The sequence below is a fragment of the Mangrovicoccus algicola genome (genome assembly GCF_014903745.1).
GTDB lineage: Bacteria > Pseudomonadota > Alphaproteobacteria > Rhodobacterales > Rhodobacteraceae > Mangrovicoccus > Mangrovicoccus algicola.
In genome coordinates this window covers 1-25,454 of sequence record NZ_JACVXA010000066.1, presented here as the reverse complement: position 1 = coordinate 25,454, position 25,454 = coordinate 1, and the positions used below count along the sequence as shown (strand labels likewise).

Below are 25,454 nucleotides of genomic sequence, written 5' to 3'. Positions count from 1 at the left end.
GGCCGGGCCGGGCCGGGTCGCCGCGGCGGGGCAGGATTTCGCCCGCGCTGCGCCGGACAGGACGGGGCAGGGCCGCCTTGCGGACCGGACGGGGGGGCCGGCCCTGCGCCACGACACGCCGCCGCGGGCTCAGGGCGGCGAGACCCCGATCCCGCCCGGCGCCACCGCGACCGACTTGATCACGGCCCAGACCGGAACGCCCGGCGCCAGCCCCAGCGCGCGGGCCGACCGGCCGGTGATCCGCGCGAGGATCCGCCCTGCCGCCGTGTCGACCGTCACCATCGCGCCGGGCCCCTGGCCGGGCAGCACGGCCGCCACCGTCCCGGGCAGCAGGTTCAGCGCCGAGATGTCCTGCGGCCGCGCCGTCGCCAGCATCACGTCCTGCGCCGCGATGCGCAGGCGGATCCGCGCCCCCGGCGCCCGGTCGATGCAGGGCAGGAACAGCGCGATCCCCGCGGCATCCAGTTCGCTCAGCCCGTCGGGATGATGCGCGTGCAGCACGGCCTCGATCACCGCCCCGGCGGACCTCACCCCCGTGGGCATCACCCGCGCATCGCCGAGAACCTCGGCGGCCGACCCCTGGCGCAGCACGCGGCCATTCTCCAGGGCAACGACCGTCGTGGCCAGGCGCGCGACCTCCTCGGCGGCATGGCTGACATAGAGGACGGGCACCCCCGCCTCGTCGCGCAGCCTCTCGAAATAGGGCAGGATCTCGGCCTTGCGCGGGGCATCCAGCGCGGCCAGGGGCTCGTCGGCCAGGATCATCCGCGGCCGCGACAGCAACGCCCGGCCGATCGCCACGCGGGCCTTCTCGCCCCCCGAGAGCGCCCCGGGGCGCCGCCCCAGAAGCGCCCCGATCCCCAGCATCTCGACCACCCGCGCCGTGTCCTCCGCCCCGCCGCGCGGCGCGAAGCGCGCGCCGTAGCGGAGGTTCTCGGCGACGCTGAGATGCGGAAACAGCCGCGCCTCCTGGAAGATCACCCCCAGCCTGCGGCGATGGGGCGGCAGGTGGATGCGCCGGTCGCCGTCGAAGAGCGTCCTGCCCTCCAGCGCGACGCGCCCGCCATCGGGCCGCATCAGCCCCGCCACCGCGCGCATCACGGTGGACTTGCCCGATCCCGACCGGCCGAACAGCACGGTGACCCCCGGCGGCGCCTCGAAGGCCAGATCCATCGCGAAGCCGGGGAAATCGTGGCGCAGCCGGACCGAGAGGCTCATGCCCCTGCCACCCGCCGCGCGACCCAGCGGCCCGCCACCTCCGACAGCAGCAGCGCCGCCATTGCCACCGCGACCGAGACCGCCACCAGCCTGAGCGCCGCCGCCTCGCCGCCGGGCACCTGCAGGAAGGCATAGATCGCCGAGGGCAGGGTGCGGGTCTGGCCGGGAATGTTCGACACGAAGGTGATGGTCGCGCCGAATTCGCCCATCGCCTTGGCGAAGGCCAGGATCGCGCCGGTCAGGATGCCGGGCAGGATCAGCGGCAGCGTCACGGTGGCGAAGACCGCCCAGGGCGGCGCGCCCAGCGTGGCCGAGGCCTCCTCCAGCCGCGGATCGACCGCCTCGATCGACAGGCGGATGGCGCGCACCAGCAGCGGAAAGCCCATCACCGCCGCTGCCAGCGCCGCGCCGCTCCAGCGGAAGGCGAAGACCAGGCCGAGGCTTTCCAGCGCCCGGCCCAGCGGCGCCTGCGGCCCCAGCGCCAGCAGCAGCAGGTAGCCGGTGACGACCGGCGGCAGGATCAGCGGCAGATGGACCAGCCCGTTGAGGATCTGCCGCCCCGGAAAGCGCCAGCGCGCCAGCGCATAGGCGGCGAGGATCCCCGGCGGCAGGCTGGCGGCCATCGCCCAGAAGGCGACCTTCAGCGACAGCGCCACCGCCGCCCATTCCTCGGGTCCCAGCCAGCCCATCGGCAGGTTCACTGCGGCAGGGTGAAGCCGAGCTCCGTCAGAACGGCCCCCGCCTCGTCGCCCTGCAGATAGTCGAGGAAGGCCGCGGCCGCCGCGCCCTCATGCCCGGCCAGCGCAGCGGCGGGATAGAGGATCGCGTCATGGCTGTCCGCGGGGAAGGTCGCCACGACATCGACGCGGGGCTCGGCGGCGGCATCGGTGGCATAGACGATGCCCAGGGGCGCCGCCCCCATCGCCACCAGCGCCAGCGCGGCGCGCACGTTGTCGGCCTGTGCCACCTGCGGCGCGACCGCGTCCCACAACCCCAGCGACGACAGCGCCGCCTTGCCGTAGATGCCCGCGGGCACCGCATCGACCAGCGCCATGGCCAGCTTGCCCTCGCCGAGCGTCGCGGTCAGCGTGTCGTCCAGCACCACCGGCGCCGCGCCGTCGGGGCCGGCCATCACCAGCGCATTGCCCGCCAGGTCGAACCGCGTATCGGCGGCGATCAGCCCGGCATCGTCGAGATGGTCCATCCAGGTCTCGTTGGCCGAGATGAAGACATCCGCCGGGGCGCCCGCCTCGATCTGCCGCGCCAGCGCCGAGGATCCCGCCAGCGACACCGCCAGGTCATGGCCGGTCGCCTCGTGGAAGGCCGGGGCGATGCGGTCCATCGCATCCTTCAGGCTGGCGGCGGCGAAGACCGTCACGGTATCGGCTGCAGCGGGGCCTGCCAGCAGGACGGCAGCCAGCGAAAGGCGCAGAATGGCGGACATGGGCACTCTCCTTTGAACTGGCGGCAGGAAACGGCGCGCGGCAGGCCAAGGCAAGGGCGAAACCGCGCGCCGCGCATCGCGGCCGATCACGCCAGCGCGAGCGGCCCCGGCAGGCCACCCCTCGCCGAGATTGCGGCCGGGCCCACTGGCCAGCGCCGGGCAGGCGCGGTAATTGCGGGATGCAGACCTGCCCGGCAGGACAGACTCGGAGGATCCCGGATTGGACCAGAGCGACATCTTCACCGTCACGCTGAACCCGGCGCTCGACGTGGCAAGCTCGGCCACCGACATCCGGCCGGGGCCGAAACTGCGCTGTACCGCGCCGCGGCTCGATCCCGGCGGCGGCGGCATCAATGTCAGCCGCGCGATCCGCACCCTGGGCGGGCGCAGCCTGCCGCTCGTGGCGCTTGGCGGCGCCACGGGCAGCCAGCTTGCCGGGCTGCTGGCGGAGGAGGGGATCGAGCCGGTGGTGATCGACGCGCCGGGCGAGACCCGCCACAGCCTGGCCGTGACCGACCGCCGCACCGGGCTGCAGTTCCGCTTCGTGCTGCCCGGGCCCGTCTGGCAGGAGGCCCCGACGGCCGCGGCGCTGGAGACGGCCGCGGCGATGACGGGGCCGGGGGCCTGGATGGTCCTGTCGGGATCGCAGCCGCCGGGCGTGCCCGCCGGCTTCTCCCGCGATCTGGCCGCGCGCCTGGCGGCGCGGGGCGCGCATCTGGCGGTGGACACCTCGGGCGAGGCGCTGGCGGCGATGGTCGCCCCCGATGCGGGCGGCACCGCGCCGCGCCTGCTGCGCTGCGACAATGCCGAGGCCAGCGAACTGGCCGGAGAGAGACTTTCCGGCGTGCAGGCCGCGGCGGGTTTCGCCGCGAGGCTGGTGGACCAGGGCGTGGCCGATGCGGTGATGATCGCCTGCGGCGCGGACGGGTCGGTCCTGGCCGAACCCGGCGGCATGAGCTGGTGCCGCGCGGCGCGGGTGCCGGTCGTGTCCAAGATCGGGGCCGGCGACAGTTTCATGGGCGCCGCCATCCTGACCCTGGCGCGCGGCGGCACGATGGCGGAGGCCCTGCATCACGGCACGGCGGCGGCCTGCGCGGCGGTGATGACGCCCGCCACGCGGCTGTGCACCGCCGAGGACACCGCGCGGCTGCTGCCCGAATGCCAGCTGCGGCGGCTGGGCGCCCCGCGCTGAGCCCGCCGGGCGGGGTGCGGCGGATTTTCCGGAAACTCCGTCCCCCGTCTTGTGTTGTGACCAGAATGCAGTATGGCGTGCGCCAAGTTCACATCGCGCGGGGGAGACCCATGAAAGACCAGCAGAGCAGTTCCGAGGCCGCGGATCTCTATGGCGTCAGCGCCTGGGGACAGGGGCTTGTCCATGTTCTTCCCAATGGCGATGTGGCCCTGGCCGATCCTGCCGAAAACGGCGCGACGGTGCCGGTTTCCCTGCCGGCGATCCTCGAAGGGCTGAACGAGCGCGGCATCGCCACGCCGATCCTGCTGCGTGTCCAGTCCTTCCTGGAAATCGGGCTGCGCCGCCTGAATGACGCCTTCAGTAACGCGATCGCCGCCACGGAGTATCGCGGCGACTATCGCGGCGTCTTCCCCATCAAGGTCAACCAGCAGGCGGAGGTCGTCGGTCGGCTGGTCCAGGCCGGGCAGCCCTACCACTACGGGCTGGAGGCCGGGTCGAAGCCCGAGCTGATCGTCGCGTTGGCCCAGCCGCTGGCGGAACAGAGCCTGATCATCTGCAACGGCATCAAGGATGACGAATTCATCCGCCTGGCCATCCTCAGCCTGAAGCTGGGATTCCGCACGGTGATCGTCCTGGAAAGCCTGAAGGAATTCGAGATCGTCAAGCGCGTCTCGGACGAGCTGGGGATCAAGCCGCTGCTGGGCGTGCGGGTCAAGCTGACCCAGGTGGTCACCGGCAAATGGGCCTCCTCCTCCGGCGACCGGTCCTCCTTCGGCATCGGCGCCGACCAGATCGTGACGCTGGTGGAGCGGATGCGCGAAACTGGCTTCCTCGACTGCCTGGTGCTGCAGCACAACCACCTGGGATCGCAGGTCCCCAACGTGATCGACGTGCGCCGCACCGTGACCGAGGCCTGCCGGTTCTACAGCGAGCTGCGCCGCCTGGGCGTGCCGCTGGCCTTCCTGGACATGGGCGGCGGGCTGGGCGTCGACTATACCGGCGAGAAGCGCGCCTCGGACAATTCGGTCAACTACACGGTCGACGAATACGCCGCCGCTATCGTGGAAACCGTGGGCTATGCCATGGACGAGGCGGGGCATCCGCATCCGACGCTGGTCACGGAATCGGGCCGTTTCGTCGTCGCGCTCAGCTCCATGCTGATCTTCGACGTCCTGGATGCGACGCTCTACGGCGTGCCGCAGCGTCCCGACCTGACCGAGAACGAGCATCACTTCCTGCACGACATGGTGGCGATCGAAGAATACGTGAAGCCCGGCCGGCTGCAGGAATGCTTCAACGACGCGGTCTATTACCGCGACGAGATCCGGGCGCTGTTCCGCCGCGGCCAGATGGACATCACCCAGCTGGCCACCGCGGAACGCTGCTTTCTCTACATCCTCAAGCGGGTGCAGACGGTGATCCGCGAAAACGGCGCGGGCGAGGCGCTGTCGGAGGCGCTGGAAGGCTTCGTCGATTACTATCACTGCAATTTCTCGCTGTTCCAGTCGCTGCCCGATGTCTGGGCCATCGACCAGCTGCATCCGGTGATCCCGCTGCAGCGGCTGAACGAACAGCCCACGCGCCGCGCGGTGCTGACCGACATCACCTGCGACAGCGACGGCAAGATCGACAGCTTCATCCTCGGCGACGGCATCCACAAGTCTCTGCCGGTGCATGACCTCGAGGAGGACAAGCCCTATCATATCGGGGTGTTCTTCGTCGGCGCCTACCAGGAGACGCTGGGCGATCTGCACAACCTCTTCGGCGACGCCAATGTCGTGACGATCAGCCTGACCGGCGAGGGCGGGTTCACCATCGAGCACGAGACCGAGGGCGACACGATCGCCGAGGTTCTGAGCTATGTGGAATACGATCCCGGCGACTGCCTCGACGCGTTCCGCAAGACCGTGGAACGGGCGGTGGCCAAGGGCACGGTCAATTCCGCCGAACGCCGGTCGCTGATCGCCGCCTACAAGGACTCCCTTGGCGGCTATACCTATTTCGAGTGAGCCCGGCGCAGGACGGTCCGCGGCAGGCAATGTCACCGGATCGTCACGCAGCGCATGGCATCACCGGCCAGCCGATCCCCGCGCCCGGCGGCGCGGGGCATACTGACACACTTCACTGGGAAGGATACTGACATGGGCAAGGTTCTGGTCGTGGGCGCCGGCGGCGTCAGCTCGGTCGCCGTGCACAAGATGGCGATGAACCCGGAGATCTTCTCCGAGATCCACCTGGCGAGCCGCACCAAATCGAAATGCGACGACATCGCCGCCGAGGTGAAGAAGCGCACCGGCGTCGCCATCGCGACCTACGGGCTGGATGCGATGGACGTGGCCGCCACCGCCGCGCTGATCCGCGAGACCGGCGTGTCGCTGGTGGTGAACCTCGCGCTGCCCTATCAGGACCTGGCGCTGATGGATGCCTGCCTGGAGGCGGGGGTGAACTACCTGGACACCGCCAATTACGAACCCGAGGACGAGGCCAAGTTCGAATACAGCTGGCAATGGGCCTATCAGGACAAGTTCAAGGCCGCGGGCCTGACCGCGATCCTGGGCTCGGGCTTCGACCCGGGCGTGACCTCGGTCTTCGCGACCTGGCTGAAGAAGCACAAGCTGGACGGCATCCGGCAGCTCGACATCCTCGACTGCAACGGCGGCGACAACGGGCTGCCCTTCGCGACGAATTTCAACCCCGAGATCAACATCCGCGAAGTGACCGCCCCCGCGCGCCACTGGGAGAACGGCCAATGGGTCGAGAGCCCGGCGATGAGCACCAAGGTGCCGTTCGACTTCCCCGGCGTGGGCGAGAAGAACATGTACCTGATGTATCACGAGGAGCTGGAGAGCCTGAGCACGCATAACCCCGAGATCGAGCGGGCGCGGTTCTGGATGACCTTCGGGGATGCCTATATCAACCACGTCACCGTTCTGGAGAACGTGGGCATGACCTCGATCCAGCCGGTGATGCACAATGGCGTCGAGATCATCCCGCTGCAATTCCTCAAGACCGTGCTGCCCAACCCGGGCGACCTGGGCGCCAAGACCGTCGGCAAGACCTGCATCGGCGACATCGCCACAGGTCCGGCCAAGGACGGATCGGGCGAGAAGACGTTCTACATCTACAACATCTGCGACCATGAGGAATGCTATGCCGAGGTCGGCAGCCAGGCCGTGGCCTACACGACGGGCGTGCCGGCGATGATCGGCGCGGCGCAGGTGCTGCTGGGCAACTGGACGGCACCGGGCGTGTGGAACATGGAGCAGCTGGATCCCGACCATTACATGGAGATGCTGAACCGGCACGGCCTGCCCTGGCAGGTGGTGGAGCTGGACGCCCCGGCAGCCTTCTGAAACAGGCCCCGCGCGGCAGGGGCATCGAGCCCCTTCCGCACGGCGGCGGCCCTGCCGGGCCGCCCGCGCCCGGCGACCCCCGCCGCGCCATCCGGCACCGCCGGGATCACCGCCCGGGCTGCTGCTCCGCGCCGGGCGCATCCGCAATGTCCGGGGGCCGGGGCAGGGCGCCGCCCCGCCCCGTGCCGAAAAACCGGGCGGGCTGACGAAATTCCGGGCGGCCCCGGATTCTTCCTTGCCCCGGCGCCGGCTTGGCCGCATCTGTGCGGCACCAGTCCAGGAGACCCACGTGACCGAGCCCCTTGATATCGAAGCCGATGCCGCGGCGCGTTTCGCCCGGTTCGACCTTGCCCGCGTGCCCTCGCCCTGCTTCGTCGTGGACGAGGCCGCCATCGCCCGCAACTGCCGCATCCTGGCCGATGTCGCCGAAGCCTCGGGGGCCCGGATCTTCGCCGCGCTCAAGGCCTTCTCCATGCCGGCCGCCGCGCCGGTCATCATGCAGCACCTGTCGGGCACCGCGGCCAGCGGCATCTTCGAGGCCCGGCTGGGCCGCGAGGTCTTCGGCGGCCATGTCGCGACTTTCAACGCGGGCTACAAGGCCGAGGACCTGCGCAGCATCGTGAAGATCTCGGATCACGTCATCTTCAACTCCCCGGACCAGTTCCGCCGATTCCGCGACATCGTGGCGGAGGGCACGGCGAGCCCGGGGCTGAGGATCAATCCCGAGCATTCCGAGGGCTGGACCGACAAATACGACCCCGCCGCCCCCTGTTCGCGGCTCGGCGCGCCGGTCTCGCAGCTGGGCGATGCCGACATGGAGGGGCTCGAGGGCCTGCACATGCACACGCTGTGCGAGCAGGGCTTCGCGCCGCTGGAGCGCACCTGGGCGGCGGTGGAACCGAAGATCGCGGCCTGGCTGCCGGGGCTGAAATGGGTGAACCTGGGCGGCGGCCACCATATCACCATGCCCGATTACGACCGCGCCGGGCTGATCGCCCTCATCCGGCGCATCCGCGAGACCTACGGGATCGAGGTGTTCCTGGAACCCGGCGAGGCGGTGGCGCTTCATGCGGGCATCCTGGTGGGCGAGATCCTCGACCTGCCGACGAACTCGATGCCGCTGGCGATCACCGACATCTCCGCCACATGCCACATGCCCGACGTGATCGAGGCGCCCTACCGGCCGAAGCTCCTGGGCGAGGCGGAGACGGGCGAGCCGGTGCGGCTGGGCGGGCCGTCCTGCCTGGCAGGCGACGTGATCGGCGACTACCGCCCGGGCACGCCCTGGCAGGTGGGCGACCGTTTCGCCTTTCTCGACCAGGCCATCTATTCCATGGTGAAGACGAACACATTCAACGGCGTGCCGCTTCCGGCGATCGCGCTCTGGAACTCGGATACGGACGATCTGAAGATGGTCCGCGACTTCGGATATCAGGACTTCCTGGGACGGCTATGATCTTTCTCGACGGCGAACTTTCCGCAGATGAACGCGATGATGCAACCGCACGGTTCCGGGTGATCCCCGTGCCGCTGGAACGCACGGTCTCCTACGGATCCGGCACGGCCGGGGGACCCGCGGCGATCCTGGAGGCCTCGGTGGAGCTGGAACGGCTCTGGCGCGGGGCGGAACCCTGCAGCGCCGGCATCGCCACGGAAGAGCCGGTGGCCTGCGACGGCCCGCTGCCCGAGGTGATGGCCCGCATCGAGGCGCGCACCCGCCGGGCGGTGGCCGCGGGCGCGGTCCCCGTGGTGCTGGGCGGGGAACATTCGCTGAGCTACGGCGCGGTGCGCGGCGTGGCGGCGGCGACCGGCGAAGCCCTGGGCATCGTCCAGATCGACGCCCATGCGGACCTGCGCCACGCCTATCAGGGCGAACGCCACAGCCATGCCTCGGTGATGCGGCTGCTGGCCGAGGAGGACGGGCTGCGCCTCGCGCAATACGGGGTCCGCGCGCTCTGCGCCGAAGAGGCGGAGGCGCGCAAGCGGCTGGGCGTGGTCCATTCCGACGGCGAGGCGCTGGCCCGTGGCGAGGACCCGGTGCTGCCGCGCGATTTCCCGCGCAAGATCTATGTCAGCTTCGACGTGGACGGGCTGGATCCCTCGGTGATGCCCGATACCGGGACACCGGTGCCCGGCGGGCTGGGATTCTGGCAGGCGATCCACCTGCTGGAACGCGTCTGCGCCGGACGCCAGATCGTCGGCATCGACGTCGTCGAGCTGGCCCCGCAGGACGGCAGCCGCGTCTCGGATTTCACCGCCGCCCAGATCTGCTATGCGCTGATGGGTCTGGAACGCCAGTTCGCGGAAAGCTGAGGCGCCTTTCAAGGCATCCTTAACGCAGACCGCCTATCCCCGCAGGCGTATTTCGGGGGCAGGCGATGACGACCTACAGCCTGGCGGGATTTGCCGCCGTTTTCGATACCGTCGCGGATACCGTCCTGTCAGTGCAGGAAGCGCGCATGGATTTCACCTGGTTCGAGGATCGCGCGCCGGTCCTTCGATACGACTACCTGGGGGGCTCCGCGCTTTCCGTGGCGCTGAGCACGCCGCAGGCGGCCGGGACGGCGATTTCCGGCGCGCTTTCGGTCTCGGGCTACGGGCTGGCCACCAGCGACGAGGTCTTCGCCGTCTCCTGGGATGCCAATGGCGACACGCGGCGCAGCACCGTCCTGTCGCGCATCGTCGAGGCGGCCGACCTGAGCGGACCCGCCGCCGGGCGCAGCGTCTTCGCGGTGTTCCACCTGGGCGGCGATGCCTTGCCGCCGATGCCCGCGATCTCCTATTTCGCGCGCTTCATGCTGACCCAGATCGACCAGAGCAGCTATGCGGTGCCCTCGGGCGCCCTGGCCGCGGGGCAGGCGATCGACCTGGCGGCGCTGCCGACGGCCACGTCGCGCGAGGATGACTTCCTGATCGGGGCGGCCGCGGCGGAACGCCTGCTGGCGGGCCAGGGCAATGACACGCTCTACGGCAAGGCGGGCGATGACCGGCTGCTGGGCCAGGCGGGGGACGACCTGCTTTCGGGAGGGGCGGGGCGCGACACGATCAATGGCGGGACCGGCCGCGACACGCTGAGCTATCTCGACGAGACCGGCAGCCGCGGCGCCGTCGTCTCGCTGGCCAATGGCACGGCGACCGACACCCATGGCGATGCCGACACGATCCTGAACTGCATCGACGTGCAGGGCAGCTGGCAGGCCGACCGCATCACCGGCAATGACGAGGCCAACCGCATCTGGGGCTTCGGCGGGGCGGATTCGCTCAACGGCTCGAACGGGGCGGATACGCTGACCGGCGGGGCGGGAAACGACACGCTCAACGGCGGCGGCGGCACGGACGAGGCCGATTACAGCAGCGATGGCGGCACCGGCGGCATCATCGCCGACCTGGTCGCCATGACCGTGCTGGACAGCCACGGCACCACCGACCGGCTGATGCGGATCTCGCGCGTCACCGGCACCAAATACGACGATCTCCTGCGCGGAGGCGGGTTCAATTCCACCCTGTCGGGGGGCACCGGGGGCGATACGCTCTTGGGCGGCAGCGGCTCCGAAAGCCTGGCGGGGGAACTGGGCGGCGACCTTCTGGGCGGCGGAGCCGGCGATGACACGCTGGATGGCGGCCTGGGCCAGGACACGCTCAGCTATGCCGATGAGACGGGCAGCCGCGGCATAGTGCTGGACATGGAAACCGGGGAGGCCACCGATACCCATGGCGACCGCGACCGTTTCACGGGGATCGAGGAGGTCGCGGGGTCGCGCCATGGCGATGCCATGCGCGCGGCGGAGGGAGGTTCGCAGCTTGACGGCGGCGCGGGCCGCGACACGATGACCGGCCGTGCCGGGGCCGATACGCTTCGCGGCGGAGAGGAGAACGACACGCTGACCGGACATGCGGGTGCCGATCTGCTGGAAGGCGGGACCGGCATAGACCTGGCCGAATACGGGGAGGAGACCGGGCCGCGCGGGATCGACGCCGATCTGGGAACCGGGCTGGTGATCGACAGCTGGGGCAGCACCGATACCCTGACCGGGGTGGAGGCCGTCTCGGGCACGAACCAGGCCGACCTGATCCGCGGCGGCGCCAGGGGCGACACGCTTTCGGGGGGCAATCGCGATGACCGGCTCTACGGCATGGACGGCAACGATTCCCTGCTGGGCGGCAACGGCAATGATTCCCTGGGGGCGGGAGACGGCGACGACACGCTGCATGGCGGAACGGGGCGCGACCTTCTGGGCGGCGGCAACGGCAATGACCGGCTGTTCGGCGAAATCGGCGCGGACGCCCTGCGCGGCGGGCCCGGCCATGACTATCTCGACGGCGGCGACGATCCCGACGGGCTGACCGGCGGCTATGGCAATGACACGATCGAGGGCGGGGCAGGCGATGACACGCTGGCGGGCTCCTTCGGGTCCGACCTCCTCTTCGGGGGGGCGGGCGATGACATCATAGGCGCCGGCGACGATGCGGATACCCTGGATGGCGGGGATGGCGACGACACGCTCAATGGCGGCAATGACGGCGATCTGCTGCAGGGCGCGCAGGGGGCCGACCGGCTTTCGGGCGGGTACGGCCATGACCGGCTGATCGGCGGGATGGGCAACGACACGCTGATCGGCGGCCCCGGCAATGACACGCTCTGGGGCGGCGGCAATGCCGATCTATTCGTCTTCAATTCCACCAGCCAGCCCGAGACGGACGAAATCGGCGATTTCCGCATCGGAACCGACCGGGTCCAGGTGGCGGGTCTCGATGCGGCCACGGCACGGCCCGTGATCCGCGACTGGGACGGCGGGGTGGAGCTGGTTTTCGACAAACTGGTGCTGCGCCTGGCCGGCCATGACCGCGGCATCGCGATGGAGGACCTGTTCGGCCCCTGAGCGGCGTTCAGGCTTCGTCAATGCCGCGAGCCTAATCTGGGCGCCAGGACGGCGGCAGGAGGCCCGGATGACAGGACGCGCAGGCGACGGAGAAACGCGGCACAGGGGCGTGTTCTTCCTTCATATCCCCAAGACCGCCGGATCCTTCGTCGCCCGGATGTTCGAGGACCGGCTCGGTCCCGCCGCCTGCATCACGTTCCAGGAACGCGAGGTCCAGCACCGGGTCAGCAAGGGCGGCCGCCTGTCCTTCCTGGGGCATGACTTCGTCAGCGCCCACAGTCCGATGGCGACGCTGCGCCTGGCCGGGGTGCCCCGCCATTACCGCATCTTCTCGGTTCTGCGCGATCCGATGGACCGGCTGGTATCGCATCTGAACTGGCTCGACCGGTTCAATCACGGCATCGACCTGCATTCCCACGCCGCGCTGAAACAGGATATGAAGATGCTGGTACGCGCCCTCGACGGGCTCGATCCCGACAGTCCGGCGGAGATGCGGCGGCTGTTCCGGCTGGACAGCCTCGCCAAGGCCCGGATGCTGTTCAACATGCAGGCCACCATGCTTCTTTCCGCGCGCGAGGGCGACATCCTGCGCTATGTCGATGTCGAACGCCTGAGCCGCGCGCAGATCCGCAGGCAGCTGTCGCGCCTGGCCTTCTGTGCCACGCTGGAGCAGTTCACGACCGGGCTCGCCGCCCGGGGCATCGCGCCGCCGGAAGACGGACGGATCAACAGCGCCAAGACCGGCCGGTTCCGCCGCAGCCCCGCGCTGGAAGAGGCGGCGGAGCGCTACGTGGCCGTCGACCGCAAGCTCCATGACATGGTGGCGCAGGACCGCCCCGACCTCTCCGCCGTGACCGACCGGCTGGCAGCGGGGCGCCCCGACCTGCGCCTGGCCGCCTCCGCCTGAACGCAAACGGCGCGCCCCGGGGGGCGCGCCGCAATGACGACGGGTGGTCCCGACGAGGGACCCCCGGTCGGGCTCAGCCGATGACGGCGTTCAGCGCCGCGCTGGGACGCATCACCGCCGTGGTCTTGGCCTCATCGGTCTTGTAGTAGCCGCCCAGATCGGCCGGGGCCCCCTGGGCCGCGGCCAGTTCGCCGGTGATGTCGGCTTCCCCGGCGGCCAGCGCCTCGGCCAGCGGCGCGAAATGCGCCGCGAGCGCGGCATCCTCGGTCTGCGCCGCGAGGGCCTCAGCCCAGTAGCGGGCGAACCAGTAATGGCTGTCGCGGTTGTCGGGCTGGCCCGCCTTGCGCTCGGGCGAGCGGTTGTTCAGCAGAACGCCCTGCGTCGCGGCATCCACCGCCTTGCCCAGCACCGCGGCCTTCTTGTTGCCGGTCTGCGCCGCCAGGAAGTTCAGGCTCTCGCCCAGGGCACAGAATTCGCCCAAGGAGTCCCAGCGCAGGTGGTTTTCCTTGACCAGCTGCTGGACATGCTTGGGGGCCGAACCGCCAGCGCCGGTCTCGAACAGCCCGCCGCCCTGCATCAGCTTGACGATGGACAGCATCTTGGCCGAGGTGCCGAGTTCGAGGATCGGGAACAGGTCGGTGAGATAGTCGCGCAGCACGTTGCCGGTGATCGCGATGGAGTTCTCGCCCTTGCGGATCGTCTCCAGCGTCAGGCGCGTCGCCTCGCGCGGCGACAGGATGGCGAACTTGTCGGCCACGCCCTTCGCCTCGAGGATCGGGGTGACATATTTGATCAGCTCGGCATCATGCGCGCGATTGGCATCCAGCCAGAAGATCGCCTGATAGCCGGTCGCGGCCTGGCGGTCGATGGCCAGCTGCACCCAGTCCTCGATCGGCGCCTTCTTGGCCGTGGAGGAGCGCCAGATGTCGCCCTTCTGCACCTCGTGGCTGTGCAGAACGGTGCCGTCGGCCAGGACATAGGCGACGGTGCCGTGCTCGGTCATCTCGAAAGTGGTCGGATGGGAGCCGTATTCCTCGGCCTTCTGCGCCATCAGGCCGATATTCTGCACCGTGCCCGAGGTGGTCGGGTCCAGCGCGCCGGTTTCCTTGAAGTAGTTCACCGTCTCTTCATAGACCGGGGCATAGCAATTGTCGGGGATGCAGCATTTGACATCCGCTTCCTTGCCGTCGGGGCCCCAGCCCTTGCCGCCGGCGCGGATCACGGCCGGCATGGAGGCGTCGATGATCACGTCGGAGGGCACGTGCAGGTTGGTGATCCCGCGATCGCTGTCGACCATGTAGAGCGGCGGGCGCGACGCGAGGGTCTCCTTCAGCTCGGCCAGAAGCTCATCGGCATTGGGCAGGGTGCGGATCCGCGCCTCGATCGAGCCGATGCCGCCATTGGGAGACAGGTCGCCCAGGATGTCGGCATGTTTCTGCAGGAAGGGCTCCAGCCAGACGGCAACGAAATGGCCGAAGAGGATCGGGTCGGAGACCTTCATCATCGTGGCCTTGAGATGCACGGAGAACAGCACGCCCTCGGGCATGGACTCCATCTCGGCCTTGATGAAGTCGCGCAGCGCGCTGGCCGACATGTAGGTCGCGTCCACGACCTCGCCCGCGGTCAGTTTCAGCCCGTCCTTCAGCACGGTCTCGGTGCCGTTCTTCGCGGTGAAGACGATCTTCGCCGGACCGGCGGCGGCCCCGGCCTCGGTCACGGTGACGGAGGTTTCGTTGGCGAAGAAGTCATAGCCCGGCATGGAGGCGACGGTGGTCTTCGAGTCGGCCGACCACTTGCCCATCGAATGCGGGTTGGCCATGGCATAGGCCTTCACCGCCCCGGCGGCGCGGCGGTCGGAATTGCCCTCGCGCAGCACCGGGTTCACGGCCGAGCCCTTGATCGCGTCATAGCGGGCGCGGACGGATTTCTCCTCCTCGGTCGCGGGGGCGGTCGGATAGTCGGGCAGGGCATAGCCCTTGGCCTGAAGTTCCGCGATGGCGGCGTCGAGCTGCGGCTGCGAGGCCGAGATGTTGGGCAGCTTGATGACATTCGCCTTCGGCGTCTTCACCAGCTCGCCAAGCGCGGCCAGGTCGTCGGGAATGCGCTGGTCCTCGGTCAGGTAGTCGGGGAAATTCGCCAGGATCCGGCCGGCAAGAGAGATGTCCTTGGTGCCGACGGTGATGCCGGCCGCCTCGGCGAAGGACCGGATGATCGGCAGGAGCGAGTGGCTGGCCAGCTCCGGTGCCTCGTCGACAATCGTATACACAATATCAGGGGTCGTCGTGTCCGCCATGATGTCCGCCCTTTTCGTAGCCTTGATCGTGATGTCCTCGCCGCCCGTGCCTCGAGGTGTCCGGCATGGGACCCGTGGGGGCGGCAACATGCGCGCGGGCGCAGGTCGGACCCCGCCTAGACCAGCTTGGCGCCCAGATCAATCGGCAAGGGCCGACGCGGCGCGGACATGATGCCACGTTCATGCCGACGGGGGCGCGGTCAGCGCGGTATCGACCACCGCCTCCATCGCCACGAAGCTGGAGGTGGAGGCCACATGCGGCAGCGCCGAGATAGTTTCGCCCAGCACCCGCCGGTATTCGCCGATATCGCGCGAGCGCACCTTCAGAAGGTAGTCGAACCCGCCGGCGATCATGTAGCATTCCTCCAGCTCGGGAATGCGGCGCACCGCGGCGTTGAATTCGCCGAGCGCCCTTTCGCGGGTATCCGACAGGCTGACCTGCACATAGGTGACATGGGTCAGGCCCAGCCGCACCGGCGACAGCTGCACGCGATAGCCCGCGATCAGGCCGCTCTCCTCCATCGCCCGCAGCCGCGCCGCCACCGGGGTCTTGGACAGGCCCACCCGCCGCGCCAGCTCGGCCACCGGCAGGCGGGCATCGGCGGTCAGCTCGCGCAGGATCTTCCTGTCGATCGCGTCGATATCTTCCGTCATGAACCGTGATACTCCCATATAAAAAACGGATCGCCTGCCATCCGGACCCTTTTTAGGCCCATGACCTGCCGGACTTCCAGTAGACTTTCCCGAACACCCCTCCCTCAGCCCGGATCCGCCCATGCGCCTCGACAGCTTCACCCATGCCGCCAAGACCGCCGCCGAACCTGCCCTGCTGGACCGGCTGATCGCCGATGCGGCCATCCCGCAGGAGGTCCGCGCAGCCGCCTCCGCGCGGGCGGCCGCCTATGTGCGGCGCATCCGCGAGGGCGATCGCCCCGGCGTGATGGAGCAGTTCCTGGCCGAATACGGGCTGTCCACCCGCGAAGGCGTGGCGCTGATGTGCCTGGCGGAGGCGATGCTGCGCGTGCCCGACGCCATGACCATCGATGCGCTGATCGAGGACAAGATCGCCCCCTCGGACTGGAGCCGCCACATGGGGCATGCGGCCTCGCCGCTGGTCAATGCCTCCACCTGGGCGCTGATGCTGACCGGCCGGGTGCTGGACGATGACGCGCCGGGGATGGCGGGGCTTCTGCGCGGCGCGGTCCGGCGCCTGGGCGAGCCGGTGATCCGCACCGCCGTCAGCCGCGCGATGAAGGAAATGGGCCGCCAGTTCGTGCTGGGCCAGACCATCGGCAAGGCCCTGGATCGCGCAGCGGGGATGGAGGCCAAGGGCTATACCTATTCCTACGACATGCTGGGCGAGGCGGCGATGACCGCCGCGGATGCCGGGCGCTATGCCCGGGCCTATGCCGATGCCATCGCCGCGATCGCGACCGCCTGCACCCGCGGCTCGGTCGAGGAGAATCCCGGCATCTCGATCAAGCTCTCGGCGCTGCATCCGCGCTACGAGGTGGCGCAGGAGGCCCGGGTGATGGCCGAACTGGTGCCGGTGGTGCGCGATCTGGCCCGCGCCGCGAAGGCTGCGGGGATGGGGCTGAACATCGATGCCGAGGAACAGGCGCGGCTGGTTCTGTCGCTGAAGGTGATCGAGGCGGTCCTGTCCGATCCCGAGCTCGCGGGCTGGGACGGGTTCGGCGTGGTCGTGCAGGCCTATGGAAAGCGTGCCGGGCAGACCATCGACTGGCTGCACGCGCTGGCCACGCGGCTGGACCGGCGCATCATGGTGCGGCTGGTCAAGGGCGCCTACTGGGATACCGAGATGAAGCTGGCCCAGGTCGAGGGGCTAGAGGATTTTCCGCTGTTCACCACCAAGGCCGCGACCGATGCCAGCTATATCGCCAATGCCGCGCGGCTGCTGCGCCATGCCGACCGGATCTATCCGCAATTCGCCACCCATAACGCCCATACCGTCGCCGCGATCCTGGAAATGGCAGCGGGGCAGCGGTTCGAGTTCCAGCGCCTGCACGGCATGGGCGAGCGGCTGCATGATCTGGTGCTGAAGGAGACCGGCGGGCGCTGCCGCATCTATGCGCCGGTGGGCGCGCATCGCGACCTTCTGGCCTATCTGGTACGGCGGCTGCTGGAAAACGGCGCGAATTCCTCCTTCGTGCACCAGATCGTCGACGAGACCGTGCCGCCGGAGACCATTGCCGCCGATCCTTTCGACGCGCTTCCCGGCGCCCGCCCGCCCGCCGGGCTGGTGGCCCCTCAGGCGATCTTCGGCGCGGACCGGCCCAATTCGCAGGGCTTCGACCTGACCGATGCCGACACGCTGGCCCGCATCGAGGCGGCCCGCGATGGCGCGCTGCCCGATGCCGGGCCGCTGACCGTCCGCCCCGGCACCGGCGCGACCCGCCCGGTGACCAATCCCGCCACCGGCGAGACCGTGGCGCAGGTGACCGAGGCCGATGCGGCCACCGTGACGCGGGCCATCGCGGATGCCGCCACCTGGGATGCGCCGGTGGCCGAACGCGCCGCGGTGCTGCGCCGGGCCGCCGCGCTTTACGAACGCGATTTCGGACCGTTCTTCGCCGTTCTGGCCCGCGAGGCCGGCAAGACCCTGTCCGACGCGGTGGGCGAATTGCGCGAGGCGGTAGATTTCCTGCGGTATTATGCCGGGGAGGCGGAACGGGGCGATCCGGCCCCGCGCGGCATCCTGACCGCGATCAGCCCCTGGAACTTCCCGCTGGCGATCTTCACCGGCCAGGTCGCCGCCGCGCTGGCCACGGGGGCAGGGGTGCTGGCGAAACCGGCCGAACAGAGCCCGCTGGTCGCGGCGATGGCCGTTCGCCTTCTGCACGAGGCGGGCGTGCCTGCCGCGGCGCTGCAGCTGCTGCCCGGCGACGGCGCCACGGTCGGCCGCGCGCTGACGGCGGATCCGCGCATCGCGGGGGTGATCTTCACCGGCTCTACGGAGACGGCCCGCGCGATCCGTGCCGTGATGGCCGACCATCTCGATCCCGGGGCGCCACTGATCGCCGAGACCGGCGGGCTCAACGCGATGATCGTCGATTCCACCGCCCTGCCCGAACAGGCGGTGCGCGACATCGTGCTGTCGGCCTTCCGCTCCGCCGGGCAGCGCTGTTCGGCGCTGCGCTGCCTCTATGTGCAGGAAGACGTCGCGCCGGGGCTGATCGAGATGATCCAGGGCGCCATGGACGAACTGACCCTGGGCGATCCCTGGGACCTGTCCACGGATGTCGGCCCGGTGATCGACATGGCGGCGCGGGACTCGATCGCCGCCCATGTCGACACCGCGCGCAAGCAGGGCCGCCTGCTGCATGAGCGTCCCGCACCCGAGGGCTGCTTTGTCGGCCCCGCGCTGATCCGCATCGACGGCATCGCCGATCTGCAGCGCGAGATCTTCGGACCGGTGCTGCATGTGGCCACGTTCCGCGCGGCGGATCTGCACGCGGTGACCCGGGCGGTCAATGCCACCGGCTACGGGCTGACCTTCGGGCTGCATTCGCGCATCGACACGCGCGTGCAGGACATTGCCGACCGGATCCATGCGGGCAATCTCTACGTCAACCGCAACCAGATCGGCGCCATCGTGGGCTCGCAGCCCTTCGGCGGCGAGGGATTGTCGGGAACCGGCCCCAAGGCGGGCGGGCCCTTCTACCTGCCCCGGCTGGCCGCCCCGGCCCCGGCCCCGGCCGCCGGAAGCTGGACCCGGGAGGATGATGCCGACCGGCTGCGGGCGGCGCTGGCCGGGCTGGCCGCGAACCCGCCCGCACCGCTCAGGCAGCTGGACCTGCCCGGTCCGACCGGGGAATCGAACCGGCTGAGCCTGCTGCCGCGCGGGCCCGTCCTGTGCCTCGGCCCGGGCGAGGCGGCGGTGGAGGCCCAGGTCGCGGCGGTGGAGCGGCTGGGCGGGATCGCCCTCGGCGCCGGTGGGCATGTCCCGCCCGAGATGCTGGAATCCCTGCCCGGGATTGCCGCCGTCATCTGCTGGGGTCCCGAAGCGGCGGGGCTGGGGCGGGCGCTGGCCGCTCGGCCCGGGCCGATCCTGCCGCTGGTCACGGCGATGCCCGATGCCGGTCACGTCCTGCACGAACGCCATCTGTGCATCGACACCACGGCAGCGGGCGGCAATGCCATGCTTCTGGCGGGCTGATCCGGAGGTGTCATAAATCAGGTTCTCGGTGATCTGGCCGCCTTCAGCCGGAGGCGGTCCGAAGATGGTCGACAGCTGGGTCGGCGTCAGATCGGCCTTGTTGCCGCCGACGATGAAGGACCCCTTGTTTTGCAGCACAAGCGGCTCTGCGGGGGATTGGATGTCCTGCCATTCCTGCGCCCCGGCAGACACGGCAGGAAGGAGGCCCGCACCGCAAAGCAGCAGGGTGCGCATGGTCGTCATCATGATGTCGTCTTTCCATGAGCGGTGGTCGTGCTGAAAATCATTGGCTCTCGAAAGCAGCGCTTTCGGGGCGGTTGCCGGCGATCGGGAGGGCATCGAATTCCTCGTTGAAGCGCGCCAGTTCCGAAGAGGTGAAGGACACGTTGCGCGCCTCGAAATTCTCGCGGGCGTGGTGCAGCTTGGTCGTGCCCGGGATCGGCACGATGTAGGGCTTCTGCGCCAGCATCCATGCCAGCGAGATCTGTGCCTGGGTCACGCCCTTTCCGTCGGCCCAGCGACGCAGCAGGCGGACGACCTCCATGTTGGTCACCAGCGCGTCGGGGGCGAAGAAGGGAACCGTCGCGCGCCGATCTCCGTCGAAGCGGCTGTATTCGTTCAGGTGGTCGGTGGTCAGGCCGCGCATCACCGGGCCCCAGGGCACGAAGCTGACGCCAAGCTCTTCGCAGTTCTCGAACATCGCGACCTCGGGGAGGCGCTCGAAGACGCTGTATTCGCTTTGCACGGCGGCAACCGGCGTGAGGGCATGGGCGCCGCGCAGGATCTCGGGGCTGACCTCGGAGACGCCGAATTCCAGCACCTTGCCTTCCCGGATCAGATCGCCGACGGCGCCGGCGATATCCTCGATCGGGGTGTTCGGGTCCATGCGGTGCAGGTAGAGCAGGTCGATGCGGTCGGTCCGCAGACGCTCAAGCATGCCTTCGACGGCCTGCTTGATATGAGCGGGCTGGCTGTTGCGACCGGCGTAGCCGCCGTTCTCGTTGAACGAAAAGCCGAACTTGGTGCCGATCACGACCTCGTCGCGGATCGGCTCCAGCGCCTCGCCCGCGATCCGTTCAGAGATGAAGGGCCCGTAGACCTCGGCGGTGTCGAAGAAGGTGATGCCAAGCTCATGCGCGTTGCGGAGGACGCGCACCATGTCCTGCGGCTCCGGCGCCGGGTTGTAGAACCCCGGTGCCATGCTCATGCAGCCCATGCCGATGGGCGACACTTCGAGGCTGCCGAGCCTGCGCGTACCAGAGACATTGCCGCCTGTTGCTGTCTCGCTGCCTTGGGCCCTCGCCGGGAGCGCAGTCGCTCCAAGGGCTGCGGCTGCGCCGACGCTCAGCGCAATGCCAGAGCCCAACAGGTCGCGGCGGTGAATGCCATTGATCGGCGTGTCTTCGGAAAGGTTGGTCATGTTTTTTCCTTTCTGTTCAGCGCATCTGGAGTATGGTCACTTCGGGGCTCGCAGGATCGGTCGTGCGACGGATCTGCCCGACCTGCCCGGGCGTGACGGGCCCGCCGACGATGATTTTCGAGCTGACGCGCGGGACGTGGAGCGACACCGAGGAAATGGGTCGTCAGTTCCTGACGATGACGCTCAAGCCTTGGCTGACGGCTTGGAGCTGGGCCTATGCCCGCGCCCCCCCTGACGCCCGAGGAACGCCGCGAGCTGTACTTCGAGGCTGTGACCGACGACCTGCTGACGACCTCGCACGCCGCCCGTGCGACTGGGTACAGCCAGTATCGCGCCATGGGCGCGCTGACCCGAACGAGGTCCGCGCCGGTCTCAACATGCCGCCGCGCCAGGACGGTGACGACCTCGAAAATCCCTACACCACGACCGGCGCGACCACTGCCCCGGCCACAACCGGAGCTTCCGAATGATTGACAGTATCACGATCCGCGCCGTCTTCGGCGGGCAGGAGCGTGCCTTCGCCCTGACCGACCCCGTGCTGGCTGAGCTTGAGCGCTCCACCGACACCGGCATTGCCGCCATCTTCGAGAGTCTTGGCGGCCTCAATTATAAAGTCGGCCACCTCCGTGAGATCATCCAGCTTGCACTGATCGGCGGCGGAGCTTCGCACCAAGAGGCGGCGGAGCTGTGGACGGCCCACGGAACCGGCCGACCGATCTTCGAGCTTGTGGCTTTGTGCCAAGTGATCATGGCCGCGCGCTGGTACGGCACCGACGACCAGGAGCTCGCAGCATGGGCCGCGCCGCAGCCAGATGCCCGGCATCGTCGCCGAAACCGCCGTAATCGGAGCCGATCACTTTTCCGCGTGCCCCGCCCCCCGCGGCAACGGCATCCCGGCCCCTGTCGATCAGGCTGATCCCGCAAGGGCGTGGAAAACGGACGGCCTGCACCGATTTCTCGCGGCGGACCGGCCAAAATGTCGGCTTTAGATATATCTTGACTTTAGATATATCTTATTTAGAGATCGCGGCATGAAACATGACCCCCACAACAGCCCTGCCCCCCGCGGCAAGGGCGGACGGCACCGCGCCCGGCGGGCCTTCGACAATGGCACGCTGCGGCAGCTGATCCTGCAGATGATCGGCGAACAGCCCCGCCATGGCTATGAGATCATGGCCGAACTGGAGACCCGCAGCGCGGGGGCCTACCGGCCCAGCCCCGGCGTGCTCTATCCCAACCTCTCCGCGCTGGAATCGGAGGGGCTGATCCTGTGCGAACCGGTGGACGGACGGCGCAAGCTGTGCCGCATAACCGATCTGGGCCGCAGGCACCTGGCGCTGGCCGAGACCGTCCCGGCGCCCGGGGCCGACCGGCGCGGCGGCCATCGCTGGAAGGGCCGCGTGCCCGCCGAGATCGCCGAGGCCATGGATGCGCTGAAGGCCGCGCTGCGGCGGGGCTTTCTGGATACCGGCGCGGGCCCGTCCCAGATCGGCACAGCCGCCGCCGCGATCCGCGCCGCCGCCGCCACCATCGAGGGGCTGGAGATCTCGCCTGCCCCCGCAACCGACCCCGCCGCCGCGAAGGAGACCGGCATGACCCAGATCATCACCCGCCACCGCCACGAACTGCGCCGCCGCGAGCTGAGCGTGCGCTCCGCGGAGAACCTGACTCCCAACATGCGCCGCATCGTGTTGGAAGGCCCCGAGCTGGAAGGGTTCTGCAGCCTCGGCTTCGACGACCACATCAAGCTGTTCTTCGAAACCGGCGGGGCGAAACCCGAGATGCGCGACTACACCCCCCGCGCCTTCGGCGACGGCACGCTGGTGCTGGATTTCGCCATGCACGAGGCAGGTCCGGCCACGGACTGGGCCCGCGCCGCCGCGCCGGGAAGCCGGTTGCGCATCGGCGGGCCCAAGGGGTCCTCGGTCATCGCACCGGTCTTCGACTGGCACCTGCTGGTGGGGGACGAAACCGCGCTTCCCGCCATCGGGCGGCGCGTCGAAGAGCTTCCCGGCGACACCGAGGTGCTGACCCTCGCCGCCGTCTCCGGCGCGGCCGAGGAACAGCAATGGCAGGGGGCGGCGGCGCATGTCGCGCACTGGATCCACCGCGCCGATCCCGCCGATCCCGCGCTGGTGCTGGAGGCGCTGCGGGCGCTGCAGCTGCCTGCGGGCCGGGGCTTCGTCTGGATCGCCGCCGAGGCGGGCGTGGCGCGGGCGCTGAAACGGCACATGCTGGAAGAACGGGGCCATCCCGGCGAATGGCTGAAGGCCTCGGGCTACTGGACCGCCGGGCAGAGCGACGCGGCGGAGAAGTCCCTGGACTGAACACCGGTCCCGTGCGGACGGGACCCCGGCGGCAGCCATTGACGGGCGGGCGGTTTCAGCTTGTACTACAGGTCCGACAACTTCGCAGGACCGACCCACCCCTTGACCGCCGACATTCCCGATACCCCGTCCGCCCCCGCTGCCCGCGGCAGCCTCGTCGCACAGCTTTGCGCCAGCCTCCGCGCGATGATCGAAAGCGGCCGCTACAAGCCCGGCGACCGGCTGCCCAGCGAGGCGCAGCTGACCCGCGACCACGGGGTCAGCCGCACCGTGGTGCGCGAGGCGGTGGCGACGCTGCGCGCCGACGGGCTGGTGATGGCGCGGCAGGGCGCCGGGATCTTCGTGCGCGAACCCGAGGTGGCGGCGCCCTTCTCGCCGCTGGAACTGGACATGACCGGCCTGCCCGCGGTGATGGAACTGCTGGAACTGCGCACCGCCGTCGAGGTCGAGGCGGCGGGCCTGGCCGCGATCCGCCGCAGCCCCGCCCAGGAGGCCCGTATCCTGGACGCCCTGCGCCGGGTCATCGCCGCCGGCGGCACCGAGGGCTCGGCCGCCGCCGATCTGGAACTGCATGGCGCCATTGCCGAGGCGACGAACAATCCGCGGTTCGGCCAGTTTCTCCAGCTTCTCGGCGATGCCGCGATCCCGCGCCGGTCGCTGGGCGGCGCCATGGATGCGCCCGCCGATTACATCGCCCGGATCAATGCCGAACACGAGGCCATCGTCACCGCGATCCTCGATGGCGAGGAAGAGGCCGCGCGCGGCGCGATGCGCGACCATCTCCGGGGCAGCCTGCGCCGCTACCGCGCGCTCCAGCGCCAGCAGGCGTGACCGCCGGCCCCCGCAAAACGCAACGGCCGCCGCACCCCCTGGGGACGCGGCGGCCGCAGGAACCGGATTTCCGGCGGATCAGGCGGCGGCCAGAAGGCCCTCCTGCGCCGTGATCAGCCCCTGGAGGATCGCCTCCTCCTCGGCGGTCAGGTCATCGAGCGGCGCGCGCACCGGGCCGGCCTCGAAGCCGACCAGCCGCACGCCCGCCTTGATCGCCGAGACGGCATAGCCCTTGCGGCGGGCCCGCAGATCCATGAACGGATAGAAGAATTCCGTCAGGATCCGTTCGCAGGTCGCGCGGTCGCCGGACCGCAGCGCGGCGTAGAACCGGTTGGCCAGGGCCGGGACGAAGTTGAACACAGCCGAGGAATAGGTCGTGAAGCCCGCGCCCAGATAGGCCTCGGCGAAGAGCTCGGCGGTCGGCATGCCGCCCAGATAGGTCAGCCGGTCGCCCATCTTGGCGGTGATCTGGCGCACCAGCCCGATATCGCCGGTCCCGTCCTTGAACCCGATCAGGTTCGGACAGTCGTCGCAAAGCCGTGCCAGCGTGTCCGCCTGCAGCACGGCATTGTCGCGGTTATAGACCATGACGCCGAAATCGACCGACTGGCAGACCGCCTTGATATGACGGTACAGCCCGTCCTGCGGCGCATCGATCAGGTAATGCGGCAGCAGAAGGATGCCGTCGGCCCCGACCTTTTCGACCGATTGCGCGATCTCGATCGCCATTTCCGTGCCATAGCCGCAGCCCGACACGATGGCCGTCTTGCCGGAGCTTTCCTTGGCGGCGGCGACGATCCCGGGGATCTCGCGCGGGGAGAGCGAGAAGAACTCGCCCGTGCCGCCCGCCGCGAACAGCACCGGCGCCTCATAGCCGGCCAGCCAGTCGACATGGCGGCGATAGCTTTCGGCGGCAAAACGGTTTTCCGCGTCGAAATGGGTCACGGGGAAGGACAGCAGGCCGGAGCCGAGCGCGGTCTTCATCTCTGCGGGGGACAGGGTCATGGGGACATCTCCTCTGGATGCGGAACGCGCGGCCCCTGCCGGGCCGCGACGCGGGTCATGTTGTTCTTGTGATCTTCGTTCAGGCGATATCGTCGGGCAGGATGCTGCCCGGGATGTTCTGGAAGCAGACGGGGCGCAGGAAGCGGCGGATGGCGAGGGTGCCGACCGAGGTGGCGCCGAAATTGGTGGAGGCGGGATAGGGCCCGCCATGGACCATCGCGTCGCTGACTTCCACGCCGGTGGGGAAGTTGTTGGCCATCACCCGCCCTGCCTTGCGCTCCAGCACCGGCAGAAGCTGCCGCGCCAGGCCGGCATCGCCCTCGTCCATGTGGATCGTGGCGGTCAGCTGGCCCTCGAAGCCCTTCGCCAGCTCGACCATCTGCGCGGGGCTGTCGGTGCGGATCACC

At 69.5% G+C, this 25,454-nt stretch carries 18 protein-coding genes and 1 pseudogene; 11 read left to right on the top strand and 8 right to left on the bottom strand.

Going from position 1 to position 25,454, the window contains the following annotated elements; translation table 11 throughout:
- Positions 1 to 129 precede the first annotated feature (129 nt).
- Genes modC through modA form a run of 3 tightly spaced genes read right to left on the bottom strand, consistent with a single transcriptional unit; the run spans position 130 to position 2,662 of the window.
- A complete protein-coding gene (gene modC, locus ICN82_RS17460) occupies positions 130 to 1,218 on the bottom strand; it encodes a molybdenum ABC transporter ATP-binding protein (protein ID WP_193185363.1) in 1,089 nt (362 codons plus the stop codon).
- Positions 1,215 to 1,907 (bottom strand): molybdate ABC transporter permease subunit, encoded by a 693-nt coding sequence (modB, locus tag ICN82_RS17455; protein WP_193185361.1) that lies wholly within the window; start codon positions 1,905 to 1,907, stop codon positions 1,215 to 1,217. Before modB ends, modC begins: the two co-directional genes overlap by 4 nt.
- An 8-nt stretch (positions 1,908 to 1,915) precedes the next feature.
- Entirely contained in the window at positions 1,916 to 2,662 is a 747-nt protein-coding gene (modA, locus tag ICN82_RS17450; protein WP_193185358.1) for a molybdate ABC transporter substrate-binding protein, read from the bottom strand.
- A 220-nt stretch (positions 2,663 to 2,882) separates the two neighbouring features.
- Between modA and ICN82_RS17445 the strand changes: the two genes are divergently transcribed.
- The 7 genes from ICN82_RS17445 to ICN82_RS17415 all read left to right on the top strand — a co-directional run bounded on the left by ICN82_RS17445 (position 2,883) and on the right by ICN82_RS17415 (position 12,994).
- Complete coding sequence (locus ICN82_RS17445; protein ID WP_193185355.1) at positions 2,883 to 3,854, top strand: 1-phosphofructokinase family hexose kinase; 972 nt, start codon at positions 2,883 to 2,885, stop codon at positions 3,852 to 3,854.
- Between the two features lie 110 nt (positions 3,855 to 3,964).
- The gene (gene speA / locus ICN82_RS17440; RefSeq protein ID WP_193185352.1) at positions 3,965 to 5,863 is read left to right on the top strand and encodes a biosynthetic arginine decarboxylase; all 1,899 of its coding nucleotides are present in this window, start codon (positions 3,965 to 3,967) and stop codon (positions 5,861 to 5,863) included.
- Positions 5,864 to 5,995: 132 nt separating this feature from the next.
- Entirely contained in the window at positions 5,996 to 7,207 is a 1,212-nt protein-coding gene (locus ICN82_RS17435; protein ID WP_193185350.1) for a saccharopine dehydrogenase family protein, read from the top strand.
- A 289-nt stretch (positions 7,208 to 7,496) separates the two neighbouring features.
- Positions 7,497 to 8,663: a carboxynorspermidine decarboxylase gene (locus ICN82_RS17430; RefSeq protein ID WP_193185348.1), complete on the top strand. Its 1,167-nt coding sequence runs from the start codon at positions 7,497 to 7,499 to the stop codon at positions 8,661 to 8,663.
- Positions 8,660 to 9,520, top strand: a complete 861-nt coding sequence (gene speB, locus ICN82_RS17425) for an agmatinase (protein WP_193185346.1) — start codon at positions 8,660 to 8,662, stop codon at positions 9,518 to 9,520. Before ICN82_RS17430 ends, speB begins: the two co-directional genes overlap by 4 nt.
- A gap of 65 nt (positions 9,521 to 9,585) precedes the next feature.
- Positions 9,586 to 12,087: a calcium-binding protein gene (locus tag ICN82_RS21675; protein ID WP_193185344.1), complete on the top strand. Its 2,502-nt coding sequence runs from the start codon at positions 9,586 to 9,588 to the stop codon at positions 12,085 to 12,087.
- 67 nt (positions 12,088 to 12,154) lie between these two features.
- On the top strand, positions 12,155 to 12,994 hold the full coding sequence (locus ICN82_RS17415; protein WP_193185342.1) for a sulfotransferase family 2 domain-containing protein: 840 nt from the start codon (positions 12,155 to 12,157) through the stop codon (positions 12,992 to 12,994).
- Positions 12,995 to 13,067: 73 nt separating this feature from the next.
- On the opposite strand, the gene ICN82_RS17410 is transcribed toward ICN82_RS17415, so the two are convergent.
- Positions 13,068 to 15,287 (bottom strand): NADP-dependent isocitrate dehydrogenase, encoded by a 2,220-nt coding sequence (locus tag ICN82_RS17410; RefSeq protein ID WP_193185340.1) that lies wholly within the window; start codon positions 15,285 to 15,287, stop codon positions 13,068 to 13,070.
- A gap of 180 nt (positions 15,288 to 15,467) precedes the next feature.
- Complete coding sequence (locus ICN82_RS17405; protein ID WP_193185339.1) at positions 15,468 to 15,941, bottom strand: Lrp/AsnC family transcriptional regulator; 474 nt, start codon at positions 15,939 to 15,941, stop codon at positions 15,468 to 15,470.
- A 121-nt stretch (positions 15,942 to 16,062) separates the two neighbouring features.
- Here ICN82_RS17405 and putA point away from each other — a divergent pair, with 121 nt between their 5' ends.
- Entirely contained in the window at positions 16,063 to 19,464 is a 3,402-nt protein-coding gene (putA, locus tag ICN82_RS17400) for a bifunctional proline dehydrogenase/L-glutamate gamma-semialdehyde dehydrogenase PutA (protein ID WP_193185336.1), read from the top strand.
- A gap of 283 nt (positions 19,465 to 19,747) precedes the next feature.
- On the opposite strand, the gene ICN82_RS17395 is transcribed toward putA, so the two are convergent.
- Positions 19,748 to 20,884: an aldo/keto reductase gene (locus tag ICN82_RS17395; protein WP_193185333.1), complete on the bottom strand. Its 1,137-nt coding sequence runs from the start codon at positions 20,882 to 20,884 to the stop codon at positions 19,748 to 19,750.
- Between the two features lie 466 nt (positions 20,885 to 21,350).
- Between ICN82_RS17395 and ICN82_RS17390 the strand changes: the two genes are divergently transcribed.
- The 3 genes from ICN82_RS17390 (at position 21,351) to ICN82_RS17380 (ending at position 24,042) form a co-directional block, all read left to right on the top strand.
- Positions 21,351 to 21,800 (top strand): gene transfer agent family protein, encoded by a 450-nt coding sequence (locus tag ICN82_RS17390; protein WP_193185330.1) that lies wholly within the window; start codon positions 21,351 to 21,353, stop codon positions 21,798 to 21,800.
- A gap of 115 nt (positions 21,801 to 21,915) precedes the next feature.
- The gene (locus tag ICN82_RS17385; protein WP_193185327.1) at positions 21,916 to 23,211 is read left to right on the top strand and encodes an SIP domain-containing protein; all 1,296 of its coding nucleotides are present in this window, start codon (positions 21,916 to 21,918) and stop codon (positions 23,209 to 23,211) included.
- Positions 23,212 to 23,313: 102 nt separating this feature from the next.
- Positions 23,314 to 24,042, top strand: coding sequence for a FadR/GntR family transcriptional regulator (locus ICN82_RS17380; protein WP_226898572.1), 729 nt, complete (start codon positions 23,314 to 23,316; stop codon positions 24,040 to 24,042).
- A gap of 78 nt (positions 24,043 to 24,120) precedes the next feature.
- Here the strand turns inward: ICN82_RS17380 and kdgD are convergent, their stop codons facing one another.
- Entirely contained in the window at positions 24,121 to 25,047 is a 927-nt protein-coding gene (gene kdgD / locus ICN82_RS17375; RefSeq protein ID WP_407943772.1) for a 5-dehydro-4-deoxyglucarate dehydratase, read from the bottom strand.
- Between the two features lie 79 nt (positions 25,048 to 25,126).
- Positions 25,127 to 25,454 (bottom strand): annotated as a pseudogene (locus ICN82_RS17370) (aldehyde dehydrogenase (NADP(+))); the annotation flags it as partial.